Raw genomic sequence first — 17913 nt, forward strand, 5'->3', positions numbered from 1 at the left:
TTTGTCAATACGGGCAATACTGATTCGACCCGTACCCGTGCAGGTAGCCGTCGTTGACCCAGCCGTATTTGTCTCCGCTACCGTTGTTGTACCGGATGTATGTCCAGGTGGGTCCGTCAAGGATGTACTGACCATGGGCATAACACCAGAGATCGACCTGGGCCCCTTCTTTCAGATAGAAGACCGCGCTGCAATCAACCGATAGCCCGATGCGGATTCCGACCTTATCTATGCCTCGATCATTGATCGTGTCATACCGATTGTCGAGGTTGGCGAAGGCATGGCCTCCCGGGCAGGCGGAGGACTGGGACTCGGCCTGCACTGAGGTCGCGCCGCCAGCGGCGAGGGGAGCAGCGACCAGGAGACTGACGAGTGCATGAATCATTCGCATGATCATCCTTTCGGAAGGGAAAGCTCGCCCGTACACGTTGCGCATGAGATTACGAATCCCGGATTTTGTTTCGCTTTAAGCTCGTTATGTCTCGGCGATCGTCACTGTCGCCTGACACCAGCCACGGCGTTCACCCTGGTCAGCTCCGCAAACGCATCTCGGCGGGAGCTGGACCGACCAACCTCATACATATCGTTCCGCGTCCGATGCAGGAGATCACGCGGCCAAGCAGGGCCTGGAGACGAAGGCGAAGAAGGTCCTGAGCGCGGGCCTGGCGCATGTGCACCGTGTGCTCACGTCGTTGCGCGCCGACGGCTGGTCGGGCGACCGGGAACCGGAGTTCGACAGAAGGCAGACGTCGGCCGAAGCCATCGCGCTCGTCCGAGACGCATGGCTCGAGCTCGCACGCCAGGCCGGTCACTCCCTCGAGTTCGGCAGCGACTTCATCGCCATCCTCCAGGGCGTCCTGGCCGATGGCAGCTGGGCTGTAACCGCCATGAAGTCCGCCCTCGGCGACGTCCTCACGGTCGAGGCCGGCCAGCAGGATGGGGATCCCCTGGCCGCGGCCGGCCTGACGATCGATGAGCGGAACGCCTTGCGTGAGCGCGCTCTCGCGTTTCCCGACCTTCCGTACGGCCTCCGCGAACCCGCTCCTGGCCAGGGTCGCCCCCGCGCACGGCCCCGGTTGAAGGCGCTGCCGTGCGACCTGGTCGGGGGCCACGACCTGGATGGACGACGCAAACGACTGTGTCCCCCGCTCCTGGGCCTGCCGCGCCTGCCGGTGGTGCCGGACGCCCGTTCGGCTAGGTGGACGACGAGATCACCGCCATCGACCGGACCTGGGTGTCCGCCCACCACCCGGGCCATGCCCTCCTCCGCCGGATCGCCCCCGTCCGGGGCTGGCCGACGCCTACCACGTCGCACTGGAGACGTGGCTGTGCGGACGCGGGACGGCCGCCGAAGACGTCCAACGCTGAGAAGGCCTCGGTTACCGCGGGCCCTCAATCGACGGGCGCTCGGTGCCGGCGAACGCGCCCGCCCAAGCGGCGAGCACGGCCGTCCTGGCCGCCTGGCCGGGCAGGTCCGGGTCGGGTGGCGTACGCAACAACACCAGGTGGTGGTAGAGCGGCGTGGGGGCGGCGACGAGCAGCCGCCGCGCGTCGGTGTGCGACGGGAGCTCGCCGCGCTCGACGGCCCGCCGGACGATGACCTCGCAGCGGGTGTACCGGTCCTCCCAGAGCCGCGCACGCCGCGGGCCGCCTCCTCCCAGCGGAACGACGTGGCGATCAGGGCCGCCGCCATCGACGGCTGCCCGGCCAGGGCCGCCGGATTTTCGTGGTTGAGCGCCGAGAGGTCGCCCAGCAGGGAACCGGCGTAATCGGGGCGCCCGTCGTCGGCGCCGAGCGAGAAGCCGGCGTAGACCAGGCCGTCGGCGGACAGCGGCGCGCCCGCGGATATGGACCGCCGCAGCAGTTCCTAGGCCGATCTCCTCCTTGACGGCGGTCCCCGCCTCGGGCCTGTCCACGACGCGGCCGTGGTACATGTCAGGGACGCGCACCTCGTGCCCCGCCGCACGGGGCCGGTCGGCGGCGTGGTGGACGGCGGCCGCAGGCCCGTACATCGAGTGGAGCAGTATCCGCGCCGTCCGCGCAGCTTGGCGACCCCGCCACGGCTCCTGCGCCCATCACCCGCCCACCACCACGCCGGCCCCCACATACCCAGTTACCCGGCTACCCGGGGACGGCCCGCCGGGTTGGATCAGTCGGCCGACCTGCGCTTGCGGTAGGCGCGTTGCTGGCAGGCCCGCGAGCAGTAGACGCGAGGGCGGCCCGAGGGGGCGGATTCCAGTGGTGTGCCACACTCGGGGCATCTTTCGTCACGGTTTTCGTCACGCTCTCGGATCAGCACCTCGACGCCGTCCAGGAGGCGGCGCAGGCCGAAGGTGAAGGAGTCCTCCGGGGCGTCCCAGCCGCCCGTCTCCCACAGGCGCGAGAGGGCGGGAAAGCGGTCGAGGCGTTCGTACAGGGATTCGCGAGCACCCCACCACTCCTGCTCGGACACGCCGCTGCGGCGTTCCTCGCGCCGGGTCTCGGCCAGGAGCAGCGCCTCGGCGTCCACGAACCGGCCGAGCAGGCCGACCACCGCGACCACCTCGGACGGCCGCAGCGCGGTGCCGGTCAGCGCGCCGAGCATGTGGTCGTAGTGGGCGACCGCGTTCGGACCCGGCAGGTGGCGGGAGCCGCGCACCTCGGCCAGCCACGGGTGCCGCATGCGGAGCTCCCAGGCCCGCCGGGCCGCCTCCTCCAGCCGCCCCCGCCAGCCGTCATCGGCGTCCGGGCCGGCGTCCAGAGAGTTGTCCGGGGCGGCGTCCGGGGCGGTGACGAGGGCTTCGCCCAGCACCTCGTCGCGCATCAGGTCCACGAGCTGGTCGCGGCCGGGTACGTGGCGGTAGAGGGACATGGTCGTGAAGCCCAGCCGGTCGGCGACCTTGCGCATCGACAACCCTTCCAGGCCCTCGGCGTCGGCCAGCTCGACCGCGGCCCGCACGATCCGGCCCAGGCTGAGGCCGGGCCGCGGCTCCCGTTCCGCGTCCCGCCACAACAGCTCGACCCCGTGGTCCGGGTCCCCCGCCACACCTCGCGCCATTGGCACCTCCCTCGTTTATGGTGTATTACTCCGTGTACGCCATAAACAGCAAAGGGGAAACCTGTGTTCCACTTCCATGTCGCACCCGGCGGGGACGACTCCTGGCCCGGCTCCCTCGACCGCCCCTTCGCCACCGTCCAACGCGCCCGGGAGGCCGCCAGGGAGTCCGGCGGGGAGTCCGTCGTCCATCTCAGGCGCGGCGTCCACGCGCTGGGCGAGCCTCTGGAGCTCACCGAGGCCGACTCGGGCACCGTCTACCAGGCGTACGGCCACGGCACCCCCGACCAGGAGGACGCCGTGCTGAGCGGTGGCCGGACGATCACGGGCTGGCAGGTGCGCGACGGCGTCTGGCTGGCCGACGTCGGCGACCTGGAGACCCGCCAGCTCTACGTGGACGGCCGCCGCGCCGAACGGGCCGGGATCGAGGGGCTGCCCGGTTCGTCCCCGGCCGCGACCGCCACCGGCTACGTCACCGACAGCGCCGCGCCGCTGGCCTGGACCAGCCCGCGCGACGTGGAGTTCGTCCACCGCGGCGTGTACCCGTGGACCGAGGGCCGCCTGCCCGTCGCGGACGTCGCCCAGGACGGCGACCGGACCGTGATCACCATGGCGACGCCCGCCTTCCGATGGGCCGCCGAGCTGTACAACTCCACCTGGGAGGGCACCACCTCCGCCGGTCCCGGCCTGCCCACCAGGATCGAGAACGACCCGAGCTTCCTGCGCGAGCCGGGCACGTTCGTGCTCGACCGCTCACGGCCGGGCCACCACGTGCTGCGCTACCTGCCCCGCCCCGGCGAGGACCCGGCCCGTACGCGGGTGGTCGCCCCGGCGCTGGAGACCCTGGTACGCGGGTCCGGCGCGCGGCGGGTGACCTTCCGCGGGCTGACGTTCGCCGAGGCGACCTGGTTGCGCCCGAGCCGCCCCGAGGGCTTCGTGCACTATCACGGCAGCGGCTTCTACGAGGGTGGCGGCGTCGGCGTGGCGGAGCTGGGCGAGGGGGCGTCCGTGACGTATCCCACGGCTTCCGTGACGATTCCCGCCTGCGTCACGTTCGAGGACTGCTCGGACGTGGTGATCGAGGGATGCCGGTTCACCAGGCTGGGGGCGTCCGGGCTGGGGGTGTCCGGCGGCGAGGGGCACGTCGTGCGCGGCTGCGACTTCGACACGCTCTCGGCGGGGGCCGTCGTGGTGACGGGCAGCCGCGGCACGCTGATCGAGGACAACCGGGTGCGGGGCGTCGGGCTCGAATATCCGGGATCGCCGGGGATCGCGGTGTTGGGGACGTCCGGGTGCGTCGTCGCGCACAACGAGGTCAGGGACGTGCCACACTGCGGGATCACCGCCGGGCCCGGCGAGGGCACCCGGATCGTACGCAACCGGACCGTCGACACCATGCAGGTGCTGGCCGACGGCGGCGGCGTGTACGTGTCGGGGCCGCAGGGCGGTTCCCATGACGACGGGGCGCTGGTGCTGGGCAACGTCATCGAGGACACCCGCACGCCGTACAACTTCGGGCTCTACACCGACTACGGCGCCTCCTGGGTTCGGGTGGAGGAGAACGTCGTCGCGCGCGCCGACAACACGGCGGTGCTGCACGTGGGCCCGCCGCTGGAGAACGTCGTCTACCGGGGCAACTTCTGGGACGCCGACCCGCTCGGCCACGACGCCCCGCCACCCGGGGTCACGTACGAGGAGAACCGCACCATCAAGGACGAGCAGGAACTGAACGCCGCGACCACCGCCATCCGCGCCCATGCGGGCCCGCGCCGCACCCTCTGACGAACGCACGCCCGAGCCGGGACCAGTCGTCCCGGCCGGGCCGGTCGCGAGCGACGAGCAACTCGATCGGCAGGCGGCCCGACAGCCCCGCCTCGGCCGCATGGCGAAACTGCCGGCGCAGTCATCGAGCACGCCCTACGGGCTGCCGGCCGCCGTTCCTGATTCGAGACCGTGATGGCAAGTTCACCGCTCTCATGGACGAGATCTCGCCAGAATCGGTATCCAGACCGTATTCACCGGCATCCGAATGCCGCGCATGAACTCCATCATGGAACGGTCGGTGCAGACACTGGACCGCGGTCATCAAGCCCTCGACCGGCTCCACAGGCCGCCGCCGCTAGGCTCCGACGTGTTGGGATGCAGCCGGGAAGGGATCCGATCATCAGCAGCGACTTTGCCTCTCCGCCGGAGGACCGGTCACGGCCGGCGCGCCGCCGCGTCACCGAAGCGGCCGTCCTGAGCGCCCACGACCAGAGCCCGGCCGAGATCGCCCAATGGACCTGTCCCCATGGGCGGCATGCCGGCCATGGCTGCGTCGCCTGCTACCACGCCTGTGCCGAGGCCGATCCGGCACATCCGCAATGGGAGGTCGCGGCGTGGTTCACCACCGAGCGGCCGATCCCCATCAGGGCGTTGCAGGACGTGCACCGCCACGACCGCGGGCTCACGCTGACCCAGCCGTCGACGCCCCTGGTCTACCTTCTGAGCGCACGGGTGACAGCCGCTCTGGGCGTGGAGGCGGTGGCGGGAGTGGTGGGGTTCCTGGTGCAGAACCGGCACATCGTCGACGCGTTCACCGTGACGGAGATCCGCGCCGTCCACTCCTGAACGCCCCTCGCCGCGCGTGGTGTTCGTGAACGCCACACGGGCAGGAGCTCCCTGCGTGCTGCTCGACCCGGCACGGGCCGGCCGCGACCTGGATCGCCATGGGCCGCGTGCCACGGGCTGTGCGGCACCCGGCGTTACGCACCGCGGACCTTGGAAGATCGCTTCGCGCGTCAGGACTGATCGTTTCCCGAACCGGACTGGGGCGATGGAGCGCTTGGTCCGGCGGGTGGCCTTGTGGGAGGCCGCTGTGGCCAGGGCGGTGCTGCTCAGGAGCGCCGTCCGGGGCTTCGGCGTAGAACCCGTGGACGGCGCCCTCAATCAGCGCGGCTGAACCCCACGGCCAGCCGGCGGACGTCCGCACGGATCGAGCGCCGCAGCAACCATCTGAGCACCGGCTCCAGCACCCGCTCGGAGCCGGTGCGCGGGGTGACGCGCACGTGGAAGGTGAAGCGGCACCGTTCCTCACCGAGCGGTTCGACGAGCCTGCCGCCCTCGGCGACGATCCCCGAGGTGGTCCGCCACGCGAACGACCGCCCCGGCTCCACGGCCACGACCTCGCCGCCGTTGCGATAGGTCTTGCCGGCGAACCGCATGACCTCGGCGGTGGTCGTCCCCACCCGCACGAGTCCCTCGGGCGACGGCGCCATCGTCTCGACGCCCTTCCGCCACCGCGGGTCCTGCGCGTAGTCGGCGACCACCGCCCACACCCGTGCGGCGGAGCAGCCGATCACACCGCCCTCTCGAAGCTCGATCATCCCGCCACGATACTGCCGGCGGTTCTGCCGCGGTTCGCGGCGTTCCGGCAGGCCGGCGGGGTGCGGATGGCGCGATCCGGGGTGTCGGTAAGGCTTGTGTCATCAGGTGCACGCGTTCGCGTTCCGGCTGGTCAGAGTGCCACCGGAGGACGGCCGGAACGGGCCGGGGTTGAGCGTCAGGTGCCGGGCAGATGGTGGTCAGCTTGCGGCCGACCGCGTTGTGTCTGCGTTCCTGACGGTCAGGGGGGCGATGATGCCTGCGGCGACGAAGAGCAGTGCCAGGACGCCCCAGGTCCAACCGCCCGCCAGTTGGAGCATGCCGGTGATCAAGATGGGGCCGACAACGTAGCGACTGACCGAGCGACCCATGCCGAACGCCGCCAGGTACTCGCCTCTCTGGTCATCCGGAGCGAAGGCGTACGACAACGTCCAGGCCGCGGGGACAGCGATCAGTTCCGCCGCGGTCAGCATCACCAGCGCAGCACAGAAGAGTGCGAGAGGCATCGACTGGGCCGCGTACCAGAACAACAGACAGGCGGCGGCAGCGAATGCCGCAGCGACGGGCTGACATCGCCGGGCAGCTCTGAGGCTGGTGATGTGGCGTGCTATGAGAGCTTGGAAGACGAGCGCGAGGACGGTGTTGATGGCGTACAGCGCCCCGAGCAAGCCGTCCGGCAATGTGGTCGCCTGGGCGAGCCACAGCGGAAAGGCGAGGTTGAGGATCGGCTGCCAAAGCTGCAGTACGCCATCCACACCAGCCAGCGAGAGCAGCCGCAGGTCACGTAGCACGCCCAAGCCTCGCCGGACCGGGGCGGGCTCTACGGTCCGAACCGGTTGGGGCAGGGTGGCGAAGGCCGCGGTGACCAGAAGATAGGCCGCCGCGTTGGCCAGGATGATGGTCCGGAAGAGTCCGGTGCCGGCCAGCAGCCCGCCGAGTGGGCCGCCGATGCTGATCGCCAGATTGATCACCGTCCGATACGAGGCCAGCACCTTCACCCGGCTGTTCCCTTCGACGATCTCTGCCACGTACGCCTGGGTCAGCGCGGTCGCGATCTGGTCGGCGACCGTGATGACGGTGACGACCACGAGGTACCCCCACCAGTCTCCGACGAAGGCGTAGGCGGCGGTTCCGGCAGCGCGTAAGGCATGCACCAGCACCAGTGCCCGCCGGACGCCGTAGCGGTCGGCCGCCCGGCCCAGCGGTATCGCGGCGGCTATGGCCGCGGCGCCCGCGATGCTCAGGCCCAGCCCGACCTGGCCGGCGGCGAGCCCCACCACGCCGGTGAAGTAGACGGCCGAGAAGGCCAAGAAGAGCCCCGAGCCAAGGAAGTCCATGAAGCTGGCGCCGAGCAGCCGCCGCACCGCTCGACGCTCGGTACGACCAGTATCTTGTGTCATAGTCGCACTATTTTGCACCCTGGGGCAGCATTGCGCCATGAACGATCCCGCCGAGGCCGTAGGCCACACCCTCGCCGCGAACCTGCGCGCTGCCCGTCAAGACCGCGGCTGGCGGCTGGAAGAGCTGGCCACCCGGTCCGGCGTCAGCCGCGGCATGCTCCAGCAGATCGAGACCATGCGCACCAACCCCAGCATCGCGACGCTCGCCCGGATCAGCGCCACGCTGGGTGTGTCGATCGGCGAGTTGGTGGAGCCCCCGGAGGAGCTTGGACGCGTCTCCCGTGCCGCCGACGCCGTGGTTCGCTCCGAAGGCCGCGCCAGGCTCCTGATCAACGACAGCCAGCCGCCTTTCACCGAGCTCTGGGAGTTCCGGCTGCCTGCCGGCGACAAGATCTCCACGCCCGCGCATCCGCCCGGCACCCGGGAACTGCTGCAGCTCCACTCGGGCAGCGTCGCGGTCACCGTCGGCGGAGCGCTGTTCCGACTCGCCGCGGGAGACGCGCTCCGCATGCGAGGCGACCGCCCGCACGCCTACAGCAGCCAAGGCCCGGAGCCGGCCCACTTCACGATGGTCGTGGTCTATGCCGGCGCCCGAGACCCTCGCTACGCGAGTCTTGTCCCCGGCTGATTCGACGGTCTGACGTGCGGCTCCGCCCTACGGCGCTCCGATCCGTCCCGACGACCCGCAGAGCACCCGGCGACGATGACCGGCCTGTCAGCACTGGCCGGCCACGATACGAGACCCCCTCCGCATCGGCCGGGTGGGCCGACGGCGTCCACCGTCGGGCCACCCGGCCGGGCCGGGGAGACGTCAGTCGGACGCGCCTCCGACCACGACGACGTGGCCGCCCTCCGCGGGCAAGTGCGCCGGGCCGCCGCTCCACTTGACCGTGTAGGTGTATTCACCGCCCGCTTGTGGGGTGTCGGTGAAGCCGAACGTCAGCTCGCCGTACGCCTGGATCGACGGCAGCTGGACAGTCTCGGTGCCGTCGCGGCCGGTGACGGTGCGGAAGACCTCGATCAGCACAGACGACGGGAGCCGGCTTGGTGAGGTCAGCGCGCCGCTGAACTGGAGCTCCTTGCCGGCGGGGGCCTTCTTGGGGCCGGAGAGCGTGAGCTCCGCCTGCGCCTTGGCCACCGTGATGCCGAGCGTGGCGGTGGCCTGCCCGTAGAGAGCGCTGCCCGGCCAGCTCACCTCGTACGTGCCCGTCCCGCCGAGCGGCCAGGTGTCGGTGATGGTGAAGGTTCCGTCCGCGGTGGTCGTCACTGCCGGGAGGGTCTCGACCGGGCGGGCCGGAAGGCTGCGGGTCACCGTCAACCGTTGCTCACCAGGAGCCGAGCCGTTCGCCAGGGCGAGCCGGCCCGTCAGGGTGAACGGCTGGAGCGCGGTGGCCGAGGACGGCGGCGTCAGGCTGATCGAGGACTTGGCCTTGAGCACGTTGACGGTCGCCGACGCCTTGCTCAACCGGAACGCCGGGTTGCCTTGCCAGAGCACCTCGTACCCGATCGTCCCCGTCACCGAGGGCGTGTCGGTGACGGTGAAGGCGCCGTCGGCGGTGGTCGTCGTCGCGGGGAGGGTCTTGCGGGTGCCGTCCGGCAGCCGGCGGGTCACCACCAGCGGTTGCGCCCCCGGCGCCGAGCCGTCGGAGAGCGTGAGCCGGCCCGTCAGCGTGAGCGGTTCGAGCACGGTTGCCGACGACGGGGCCGTCAGGGTGAGCTCCGACATCGCGAGGGCGACGTCGGGCACTCTCCACAGATGGAGCCGGTCGGAGGTGTCCTTCACCACGCCGAAGACGTCCTTGCCGGTGTGGACGAGGGTCTTGTCGACCAGCTGCACGTCGGGGTTCGCGTAGCTGAAGGTCTTCGCGCCCGTGGCCGTGTCGAAAACGCCGACGGACGTCTCGCCCCACCTGCCGCCGACCACGGAGGCGCCGTCGGGGCTGAGCGCGACCGCGTTCGACCGGCCGGTGAACGTCGGTTCCACACCGTAGCTGCGGATCAGGGTCAGATCGGTCGTGTCCCAGGCGTCGTACCTGCTGGGAGTGCTGTACGTGGTGAACACCGTCGAACCGTCGGAGCTGATGGCGAGGTCGTGCAGGGCCGAGAAGCCGTGATCGTGGCCGTTGATCTGGCCCCGGAGGGTGGCGCCGGAACCGGACACGTCGTAGACGGCGAAGGAGCCGGGATACAGCCCCTGGCTGCCGACCACCAGGGTCGTCCCCGCGGCGCCCACGATGGGGACGCTGTAGGCCCCCGTCACCAGTTGGGTCTGCTCCGGCTGCGACGCCGCCACGTCGATGCTCACGACGCCGCCGGAGCCGGACTGGGCGTAACACCCGTGGCCGACGTAGAGCCGGCTGCCGGACAGCGACAGGTACCAGGGCGAGGGGCAGGCGAACGCCTTCAGGTCGATGCGCCGGGTGACGGCGAGGGAGGCGGTGTCGATCTCGGCGACCTGGTTCGCCTCGCTCAGCGCCGCATACAGCCGGGCACCGTCGGGTGCCGCGGCGAGGCCGATCACACCGGGCAGGTCGGTGATGACACCGGTGAGCGAGCCCCGCGAGTCGGCGACAACGATCCGGTCGCTGCCGGAGACGAAGACCTTGTCGTTCGCGGTGGCCACGTCGGAGGCCCAGGAGAGGTGCTCGCCGAGGTCGGTCATGAGATCGGTGGCCATGGCCGCGGGGGCCTGGGCCACGAGCAGGCCGGCCGCCAAGGCGACGGCAGCGCCGCAGGTGAGGAGCCGGTGGGTTAATCGGGACAACGTCGTGCGGGTCGACGACGAGCGTTCTGACATCACAGCCCTTTTCGGTCACAAGTTCGAATGACAGTAATGATCAATCCATAGATGACCACTGGCGTCAAGCCGAACAAGGAGTCATCTGATCACGAAACCGAGGGCGCCCTTGTCGAAGTACGTGCGGGCGCCGGCGATGACCTGCTCCGAGCGGTCCGGGGCTGCGGCGAGGCCGGGGCCGTCACACCCGACGCTTGTCCCCTCTTGTCCCTGTTATACGGGACTTGCCATGAGGTCATCTCCTGGGTCACGGTGGCTTATGCAGGAGCGGGACATGATCACGATCGGGGTCATCGACGATCACGATCTCATCCGACACGGGCTCGAACACGTCCTGGCACAGTCGGAGGATTTCGCGGTCGTGCTCGGCGGGCGCGACCTGGCGGCCGTCGGCACCCAGCCCGAGCTGGACGTGCTGGTGCTCGACCTGTACCTGGGGGACGACGAGCCGTGCGTGCCCGCCATCGCCGAACTGTCGCAGCTGTACAACATCCTGGTGATCTCAGCCTCGGCCAGACCCGCCGATCTGGTGGCCGCCGTACGAGCCGGGGCACGCGGCTACGTCACCAAGAGCGAACCCGCCGGGCTCCTGGCCAGCGCCATCCGCGTCGTGGCGGCCCGCGGCTTCTACCTGTCGGCCGAGCTGGCCGACATCCTGCACGCGCGGATGTCGGCGCTGACCACGCCCACCCCGGCAGTGCCGCTGGCGCCGCGCGAGGAGGAGGTGCTCACCCATATCGCGCAAGGCTTCACCTACGACCAGATCGCCCGCCGGATGGGCATCAAGAAGTCCACGGTCGACACCCACGTCGAGCGGATCAGGCGCAAGCTGCAGGTAGGCAACAAGGCCCAGCTGATCGCCGCCGCCCTGGACCGGATCGCCGAGCGAGCCATCCGTGGCCGGTGAGGCCGGCGCCCGTACCGAGGCCGTGCTCGCCTGGACGGTCATCCTCTTCCGCGCCGGAGCCTTGGCCGAGGTCGTCGCGCTCAACTACGTGGGCGACAGTGGCTGGCGGCGGCACATTCCCGGCTTCGGCGGCGCGCTGGCGGTGCTCGGGCTGACAAGTGCCGTGGTGGTCATGGCGTGCCGGCTTCGCCGCCGGCCCCCGGCGGGCCGGCTCGTCGCGGCTGACGCCCTGCTGACCGCCGGGGTCGGCGTTGGGATGACGGTGGTCGCCGGCGCCGCGCTCCGCGGGTCGGGCCCCGACTTCCTGCTGCCGTACATGTTGCTGGTGTCCATCGGCGTCGGCGTGTGCGTGCGCACGCTGCCCGGCGCGCTGGCGGCCACCGCGCCGCTGGCCGCGGCCTACCTGTACATGCAGGGCTCCAGTGGCTTCTTCTGGCTGGGCGCGCTGCCGCACACGATCGGATTCTGGGTCAACGCGGGCATCGCCTGGTTCGTCACCTCCCTGCTGCGCCGGAACGCCGCCGAACTGGACGAGGCGCGAGGGCAGGTGGCCAGGCTGGCCGCCGAGCAGGAACGCGCCAGGAACGGCCGCATCCTGCACGACCGGGTCCTGCAGACCCTGGAGGCCCTGGTCCGCGACGGGTGGGTGAGCGATGAGCAGGTCAGGCGGCACGTGGCCGCGGAAGCCAGGTGGCTGCGCCGCTACGTCCGGGGCGAGCACGACAGCGCCGGCAACAACCTGGTCACCGCCTTGGAGGAAGTGGTCGAACACGCCAACCAGGCAGGGCTGAACGTGCAGTTGCACGCCTCCGGCCTGAAGTCAGCCGACGTGGTTCTGCCGATCGCCACGGTCGAGGCGGTGACCGGCGCGGTACGGGAGGCGTTGACGAACGTCCGTAAGCACGCCGGCACGGACCAGGCTGTCGTGCACGGCCGAGCACGTCGCGGGGAGATCGTGGTCAGCGTCCTGGACCAGGGCGACGGCTTCAGTGCGCGTGGTGCGGGGTTGGGGTTGCGAGAGTCGATCGAAGGCCGGATCGCCGACATCGGCGGCACGGCCGTGGTCGACTCGGCACCCGGTGAGGGCACCCTGGTCGAACTCCGTGTCCCCTCATGACACCACCCCTGCTGTCCCGCTATTTCACGACTATGCGGATGAGATCGTCCTCCGGACACTGGCATGCATGAAGCCCCACCGCACCACGTCGACGGCGCGCCGCGCCCGTGACGAGGCCGGACCACTCCGGCAACAGGGCCAGGTTCGACACCGGCTCCGGGCGGGACGTCCCGCCGGCACGTCCGGAGAGCCCGGGTCGCCCTTTCATGTCCTGGGCCCCGGCGGTGAGCCGCTGAGCGATGGCCTCGTCGAGATGTTCGATCCTCCGCGCAGACTGGTGACCAGCCGGCGTGCCCTGAGTGCTCTGAAGACCGTGGCCGAGACCGGTCGGCCGCTGACCGCCGCGCTCTGACACCCTCTTGCCTGCCTCCCCGTCCCTGGAGCCCCGCATGACGTACACCTTCGACAGCTACATCCGTGCCACACCCCCTCAGGTGTGGCGCATCTTCACCGATCCCGAGCTCAGCCCGCACATCAACTTCGGCGCGACCATCGAATCCGACTGGAATGTCGGCTCGCGCCTGCCCAGCCGCATCGGCGACGGCCCGGTCATGGTCGACGGCATCGTGCTGGAGGCCGAGGCGCCCCATCGACTGGTGCGCACCTGGCAGGAACTGTGGCACCCGGACGCACACGCCGAGCAGGCCTCCCGTGTCTCCTGCACCTTCACCGAGCTGGCCCACCTGACGCACCTGCGGGTGGTGCACGACCAGCTCGACCCCGCGGGCGTGACGGCCGCCCTGACCGTACGGGCCTGGCCGATGGGACTGGCCAACCTCAAGACCCTCGTCGAAACCGGCGAACCGCTCGGCCTCACCTTCGAGCTGGCCTCCGCCGTCACCGCCTGAACCGTCTCCCGCCCAGCCTGCGCACAGCGCCTGGTCCGACTCTGGAGAGCCATGTCGATCTTGTCGCGTTCCCTGACGCTCACCGTTCCCGCCCTGCTCTTGACCGCGATCGCCACCGCGCCTGCCCAGGCCGCCTGGCCCCGGGTCTCCTTCCTGTCCCCGAAGATGACGGTGCTCGACTTCGGCAACGCCGCCCAGGGGTGTGCCGGCGGCAAGGACGCCCAGTACAACACCGGCGTCGACGACAACGGCACGTCCGTGAACTGGACCTACGCCAACGGCTCGCACCGCTGTCTGGAGGTGGGCTACCAGCCCTACTTCCGGAAGGAGACGTGCGCCTACTCCTTCTACGTGCCCAAGGGCAGCCTCGCCACCGGGCAGATCGACTTCCACTTCGAGTACGGCAACGCGCGGCCGTCCCGAGGTTCTGACGTCGTCACTCTCGACGAAGGGCCCGTCTGGTCGTGGCGCGTCATCGCCAGGCGAGCAGGAGTGACGCGCATCTGGTTCGGTGACGACAACGGACAGCGTCACCCGGTGAAGATCGGGTGGGGCAAGTCCGCCGTGTGGAGCATCAAGCAGGAATGCCCGGCATGACTGCGCCCGCTCCCCTGACAGAGGGACGGCGCGTGGTACCTGAACCGTGCACGCGTGCGCGTTCCTGGCCTACCTGCCGGCCGGCGGAATCACCAGGTTGCGCTGGTCAGAGAGCTGCCCAGAGGCAAGCTGTGGGCCCGCGCCCATGCGGTCATACTGTTCGGCCTCACCCTGGCGGGCGGGACGGTCACAATGACCGGCCTGTGGCGAGCCTCGATCGGGTGGGACCGGCGACGTGATCGTAACGGCCACCGGCTTCGCTCAGCCGTACGACCCCCTGACGCCGAACTGCCCGGCAAGGGCTGTTTGGCGGCCGATCGCGCAACCGCGTCATTCCTCAGCAAGCGAAAGGCAGGCAGATGCGTCACAGGACCCGTGCCGCTGTCATGATCGCGGCTGTTCTCGGCGTCGCGATCTCACCGGTCTCCCCCGCCGCGGCCCAGCCATGGCCGCCCCCGCCCGCGTGTGTGGGAGCCACCTGTGTCGGCAGATCACCGATCTTGTGCGACGACGAGGTCCGGACCGTGACATCGTGGAAGGTTCCTGATTGGAATGCCTACGTAGAACTACGCTACTCCGCCAACTGCGCGGCCAACTGGGCCCGATACCCCAGCGGCAGCCATCCCCCGCTCTGGATGTGGGCCCAAACTTGGGACGGGAGGAGGACGGCCAGAGTCGATCTGCAATACGGAGGCGACGGCAACCGCTTCACCAGCATGGTCGACGGCACCCAACTTGCCCGCGTGTGCGCCCAGAACAAGTACACCCCCAGTGACCCCGACGACCCCGACCTGTGCAGCCCCTGGTACTGACACCCCCTGTCGTCTTCCACAACGCCCTGGACATCGTCGACGTCGTGCGGCGGCATCCCCCCGCCGGCGGGGTACTGCGGGCGATGTTACGTTCCGCAACGCGTCCCGGCAGCCCCTTTCCGGAACACCTGTTGGGGAACGAATCCCGAGACAGATCGCCAACGTCGGCGGACCGAGCTTGGTGCAATTGCACCGCCGGCGGCTCCGACTTCATGTCCCTGCACGAAGCACTCCCGGGTCACGTGATGGAGGGTTGCTGGAACACTGACGTGAAAGCTCCGGAGGTCTGTGAATGGGACTCGCCGAAGACACTCGCCCCCTGGCCCCTGCGCAGATACGCAGGACGGCGACCGTCACCGTAGGGCTGCTCATGGGTGTCTGGGTGATCGACTACGTCGATCGGGTGATGATGGCCGTCGCATTGCCGTTCATCGGCGAGGACTTCACACTCACCAAAACCGAGCAAGGCTGGCTGATCACTGCCTTTTCCCTGGTCTATCTGCTGTGCCAGATACCGGGCGGCATCCTCGCCGACCGGTTCGGCGCCCGACGCCAGCTCATGGTCTCCCTGCTGCTCTGGTCGGTCTTCACCGCCCTCACCGGCATCGCCTGGGGCCTGGCATCTCTCCTGGTCATCCGTGCCCTCTTCGGCGTCGGCCAGGGCCTGTTCCCCGGCGCGTCCTTCAAGGCCATCGCCGAACGCACCACCCCCGCCGTCCGCGCCACCGCCGCCGGTGCCATGCTCGCCTCCAACCAACTCGGTGCCGGCGTCGCCCCGCTCATCGTCGCGCCGCTCATCCTCGTCCTCGGCTGGCGCCACACCTTCTGGGTCACCGCCGCCGCCGGCGTCGTCATCGGGGTGCTGCTCTGGAAGCTGCTGCCCAAGGCGTTGCCCGCCCACCTCAACGGCTCCGACATCGTTCAGGACAAGGGGCTCGGCCTCGGAGCCGTGATGCGCTCGGCGTCGGTCTGGAAGTTCGCCGCCCTCTTCTGCGCCACCAACATGCTCGGCTACGGCCTGATCACATGGGTGCCGAGCTACCTGCTGGAGGAGCGCGGAATCTCCCTCATCAACACCGGCGTCATGTCCGCCATCCCCGGCCTGGTCATGTGCGCGACCGTCTTCCTCGGCGGCTGGCTGTTCGACCGCTTCTTCCATGACAGAGCCCGGCTCTACGTCATCCCCCTGCTGCTGGTCACCGCCGTGCTCCTGGTGCTCATGCTGATGGCCGACTCCGCTGTCGGGTTCACCATCTACCAGACCCTCGCCATGGGGGTGGCGGGCCTTTCCTCGATGGGCATCCTCGGCATGCCCGTGCGCGCCCTGCCGCCCGCCGTCATCGGCTCCGGCATGGGCATCGTCAACGTCGGCGGTCAGATCGCCGGTGTCCTCGCCCCCGTCCTCATGGGTTTCCTGGTCGACAAGTTCTCCTACACCGCCGCTTTCGGCCTGCTCATCGCCACCACTGTCCTCGGCGCGCTGATCGCGTTGATCGTGCCCCAGCGCCCTGAGCAGTTCAGCCTCGCTACGAAGGAGCTCGCGTGACGACATACGATCTGGTCCTGGCCCGCGGCCGGGTCATCGACCCCGAGACCGGTCTGGATGCCGTGCGCGACGTCGGCGTCAACGGCGGGGTCATCCAGGCCGTCTCCGACCAGCCGCTCGACGGCGTCACCAGTGTCGACGCGACCGGCCTGGTCGTCAGCCCGGGCTTCATCGACCTGCACAGCCACAGCACGGACGTCGCCGGCCACCGCCTGCAGGCACTCGACGGCGTCACCACCGTCCTGGAACTCGAAGCCGGCGCCTACCCGGTCGCCGCCGCCTACCGCAGAGCCGAGACCGAGGGCAGGCCGCTCAACTACGGCTTCGCCACCTCCTGGGCCGTGGCCCGCATGGCCGTCCTCCTCGGCCTCGACACCGGCGGCGACCTGACGACCGACTTCCTCGCCAACATCGGTCGCGAGGAATGGCAGCGTGCGGCCCCGCGGCAGACCGTCGACCGCATCACCGGCATGTTGGAGCGTGACCTCGGCGACGGCGCGCTCGGCATCGGAATCCTCGTCGGCTACGCGCCTCGCATCGACCCCTCCGAGTACCTCGCCGTAGCCGCCCTCGCCGCCCGAGCCGGGCTGCCCACGTACACCCACGCCCGCGAACTTGTCGAGATGGACCCCACCACTCCCGTCGACGGCGCTGAAGAGATCGTCCGCGCCGCCGCCGAGACCGGCGCGCACATGCACTACTGCCACGTCAACAGCACCTCCATACGCCATGTCGACCGCGTGCTCGGACTGGTGGAGAAGGTCCGCGCCGAAGGCTCGCGCGTCACCACCGAGGCCTACCCCTACGGCGCGGGCATGACCGGCGTCGGCGCGGCCTTCCTCGCCCCGGAACTCCTCCACCGGCGCGGACTGACCCCGCACTCCATCGGCCTGCTCGGCGCCCATGGGCGTATCCCCGACGCCGACGCCCTGCGCCGGGTCCGCGAGAGCGCACCCGGCTCGGCCGCCTTCGTCCACCTGCTCGACGAGGACGACCCCGCCCAGTTCGACTACATCCGGCGGGCCGTCACCTTCACCGACGCCGCCGTCGCCACCGACGCCGTCCCCCTCCTGTGGCGCTCCGGAGCGCCTGACCCGCTCTCATGGCCGCTCCGTCCCGACGCCGTCACCCACCCCCGTACCGCCGGCACCTATGGCCGGACGCTGCGCAGGCTCGTCCGGGAGGACGGCGTCCTGTCGCTGCCTGAGGCTGTGCGCCGGTGCACACTCGTCCCCGCCGACGTCGTGGGCTCAGGCGTCCCGGCGATGCGGCGCAAGGGTCGCGTTCAGCCGGGCTGCGACGCCGACCTGACCGTTTTCGACCCCGAGACCGTCAGCGACCAGGCCGACTACACCGAGACGGTCCGGCATTCCTCCGGTTTCGTTCACGTCCTCGTCGGCGGCCAGTTCGTGGTCCGCGACGAGCAGCTGCAGCCGACCGCCCTGCCCGGGCGCGCCGTCAGAGCCTGATGCCTGCCCAGGGCCGCCTGGTC

The 17913-nt window shown here is 70.1% G+C and carries 17 protein-coding genes; 10 read left to right on the forward strand and 7 right to left on the reverse strand.

Going from position 1 to position 17913, the window contains the following annotated elements:
- Positions 1 to 4: 4 nt before the first annotated feature.
- The 4 genes from ACWEJ6_RS12145 to ACWEJ6_RS12160 all read right to left on the reverse strand — a co-directional run bounded on the left by ACWEJ6_RS12145 (position 5) and on the right by ACWEJ6_RS12160 (position 3037).
- Entirely contained in the window at positions 5 to 385 is a 381-nt protein-coding gene (locus tag ACWEJ6_RS12145; protein WP_452423347.1) for a hypothetical protein, read from the reverse strand.
- Between the two features lie 145 nt (positions 386 to 530).
- A complete protein-coding gene (locus tag ACWEJ6_RS12150; RefSeq protein WP_452423349.1) occupies positions 531 to 1112 on the reverse strand; it encodes a hypothetical protein in 582 nt (193 codons plus the stop codon).
- 267 nt (positions 1113 to 1379) lie between these two features.
- Positions 1380 to 2012: a TetR-like C-terminal domain-containing protein gene (locus ACWEJ6_RS12155; RefSeq protein WP_452423351.1), complete on the reverse strand. Its 633-nt coding sequence runs from the start codon at positions 2010 to 2012 to the stop codon at positions 1380 to 1382.
- 137 nt (positions 2013 to 2149) lie between these two features.
- Positions 2150 to 3037: a TetR/AcrR family transcriptional regulator gene (locus ACWEJ6_RS12160; RefSeq protein ID WP_452423353.1), complete on the reverse strand. Its 888-nt coding sequence runs from the start codon at positions 3035 to 3037 to the stop codon at positions 2150 to 2152.
- Positions 3038 to 3100: 63 nt separating this feature from the next.
- Here ACWEJ6_RS12160 and ACWEJ6_RS12165 point away from each other — a divergent pair, with 63 nt between their 5' ends.
- The gene (locus ACWEJ6_RS12165; protein ID WP_452423355.1) at positions 3101 to 4816 is read left to right on the forward strand and encodes a right-handed parallel beta-helix repeat-containing protein; all 1716 of its coding nucleotides are present in this window, start codon (positions 3101 to 3103) and stop codon (positions 4814 to 4816) included.
- 357 nt (positions 4817 to 5173) lie between these two features.
- A complete protein-coding gene (locus ACWEJ6_RS12170) occupies positions 5174 to 5644 on the forward strand; it encodes a hypothetical protein (RefSeq protein ID WP_387675678.1) in 471 nt (156 codons plus the stop codon).
- Between the two features lie 314 nt (positions 5645 to 5958).
- Here the strand turns inward: ACWEJ6_RS12170 and ACWEJ6_RS12175 are convergent, their stop codons facing one another.
- Both ACWEJ6_RS12175 and ACWEJ6_RS12180 read right to left on the reverse strand, forming a co-directional pair.
- The gene (locus ACWEJ6_RS12175) at positions 5959 to 6399 is read right to left on the reverse strand and encodes an SRPBCC family protein (protein WP_452423358.1); all 441 of its coding nucleotides are present in this window, start codon (positions 6397 to 6399) and stop codon (positions 5959 to 5961) included.
- Between the two features lie 198 nt (positions 6400 to 6597).
- Positions 6598 to 7761, reverse strand: a complete 1164-nt coding sequence (locus ACWEJ6_RS12180; protein WP_452423360.1) for an MFS transporter — start codon at positions 7759 to 7761, stop codon at positions 6598 to 6600.
- Between the two features lie 73 nt (positions 7762 to 7834).
- Between ACWEJ6_RS12180 and ACWEJ6_RS12185 the strand changes: the two genes are divergently transcribed.
- The gene (locus ACWEJ6_RS12185; RefSeq protein WP_452423362.1) at positions 7835 to 8425 is read left to right on the forward strand and encodes a helix-turn-helix domain-containing protein; all 591 of its coding nucleotides are present in this window, start codon (positions 7835 to 7837) and stop codon (positions 8423 to 8425) included.
- Positions 8426 to 8608: 183 nt separating this feature from the next.
- Here the strand turns inward: ACWEJ6_RS12185 and ACWEJ6_RS12190 are convergent, their stop codons facing one another.
- Entirely contained in the window at positions 8609 to 10594 is a 1986-nt protein-coding gene (locus ACWEJ6_RS12190; RefSeq protein WP_452423364.1) for a hypothetical protein, read from the reverse strand.
- A gap of 274 nt (positions 10595 to 10868) precedes the next feature.
- Between ACWEJ6_RS12190 and ACWEJ6_RS12195 the strand changes: the two genes are divergently transcribed.
- The 7 genes from ACWEJ6_RS12195 (at position 10869) to ACWEJ6_RS12225 (ending at position 17890) form a co-directional block, all read left to right on the forward strand.
- Positions 10869 to 11501 carry a LuxR C-terminal-related transcriptional regulator gene (locus ACWEJ6_RS12195; RefSeq protein ID WP_452423366.1) on the forward strand — a complete coding sequence of 211 codons (633 nt, stop codon included), beginning with the start codon at positions 10869 to 10871 and terminating at the stop codon, positions 11499 to 11501.
- Positions 11491 to 12618: a sensor histidine kinase gene (locus tag ACWEJ6_RS12200; RefSeq protein WP_452423368.1), complete on the forward strand. Its 1128-nt coding sequence runs from the start codon at positions 11491 to 11493 to the stop codon at positions 12616 to 12618. Before ACWEJ6_RS12195 ends, ACWEJ6_RS12200 begins: the two co-directional genes overlap by 11 nt.
- A gap of 389 nt (positions 12619 to 13007) precedes the next feature.
- The gene (locus ACWEJ6_RS12205; protein WP_452423370.1) at positions 13008 to 13466 is read left to right on the forward strand and encodes an SRPBCC domain-containing protein; all 459 of its coding nucleotides are present in this window, start codon (positions 13008 to 13010) and stop codon (positions 13464 to 13466) included.
- 51 nt (positions 13467 to 13517) lie between these two features.
- Positions 13518 to 14063 (forward strand): hypothetical protein, encoded by a 546-nt coding sequence (locus ACWEJ6_RS12210; protein ID WP_452423371.1) that lies wholly within the window; start codon positions 13518 to 13520, stop codon positions 14061 to 14063.
- Positions 14064 to 14449: 386 nt separating this feature from the next.
- Positions 14450 to 14875, forward strand: coding sequence for a DUF2690 domain-containing protein (locus tag ACWEJ6_RS12215; protein WP_452423373.1), 426 nt, complete (start codon positions 14450 to 14452; stop codon positions 14873 to 14875).
- A 370-nt stretch (positions 14876 to 15245) separates the two neighbouring features.
- Positions 15246 to 16421, forward strand: a complete 1176-nt coding sequence (locus ACWEJ6_RS12220; protein WP_452423375.1) for an MFS transporter — start codon at positions 15246 to 15248, stop codon at positions 16419 to 16421.
- Entirely contained in the window at positions 16418 to 17890 is a 1473-nt protein-coding gene (locus tag ACWEJ6_RS12225) for an amidohydrolase family protein (protein WP_452423377.1), read from the forward strand. Before ACWEJ6_RS12220 ends, ACWEJ6_RS12225 begins: the two co-directional genes overlap by 4 nt.
- The last annotated feature ends 23 nt before the right edge of the window (positions 17891 to 17913 follow it).

The sequence above is a fragment of the Nonomuraea sp. NPDC004702 genome, assembly GCF_053601695.1.

What these genes read in the sequence shown, in the direction of transcription:
- ACWEJ6_RS12220 (WP_452423375.1), top strand. Translation starts at nt 15,246, where the DNA reads ATGGGTGTCTGGGTGATCGACTACGTCGATCGGGTGATGATGGCCGTC.
- ACWEJ6_RS12205 (WP_452423370.1), top strand. Translation starts at nt 13,008, where the DNA reads ATGACGTACACCTTCGACAGCTACATCCGTGCCACACCCCCTCAGGTG.
- ACWEJ6_RS12215 (WP_452423373.1), top strand. Translation starts at nt 14,450, where the DNA reads ATGATCGCGGCTGTTCTCGGCGTCGCGATCTCACCGGTCTCCCCCGCC.
- ACWEJ6_RS12195 (WP_452423366.1), top strand. Translation starts at nt 10,869, where the DNA reads ATGATCACGATCGGGGTCATCGACGATCACGATCTCATCCGACACGGG.
- ACWEJ6_RS12145 (WP_452423347.1), bottom strand. Translation starts at nt 385, where the DNA reads ATGATTCATGCACTCGTCAGTCTCCTGGTCGCTGCTCCCCTCGCCGCT.
- ACWEJ6_RS12185 (WP_452423362.1), top strand. Translation starts at nt 7,835, where the DNA reads ATGAACGATCCCGCCGAGGCCGTAGGCCACACCCTCGCCGCGAACCTG.
- ACWEJ6_RS12210 (WP_452423371.1), top strand. Translation starts at nt 13,518, where the DNA reads ATGTCGATCTTGTCGCGTTCCCTGACGCTCACCGTTCCCGCCCTGCTC.
- ACWEJ6_RS12170 (WP_387675678.1), top strand. Translation starts at nt 5,174, where the DNA reads ATGCAGCCGGGAAGGGATCCGATCATCAGCAGCGACTTTGCCTCTCCG.
- ACWEJ6_RS12160 (WP_452423353.1), bottom strand. Translation starts at nt 3,037, where the DNA reads ATGGCGCGAGGTGTGGCGGGGGACCCGGACCACGGGGTCGAGCTGTTG.
- ACWEJ6_RS12175 (WP_452423358.1), bottom strand. Translation starts at nt 6,399, where the DNA reads ATGATCGAGCTTCGAGAGGGCGGTGTGATCGGCTGCTCCGCCGCACGG.
- ACWEJ6_RS12155 (WP_452423351.1), bottom strand. Translation starts at nt 2,012, where the DNA reads ATGTACGGGCCTGCGGCCGCCGTCCACCACGCCGCCGACCGGCCCCGT.
- ACWEJ6_RS12190 (WP_452423364.1), bottom strand. Translation starts at nt 10,594, where the DNA reads ATGTCAGAACGCTCGTCGTCGACCCGCACGACGTTGTCCCGATTAACC.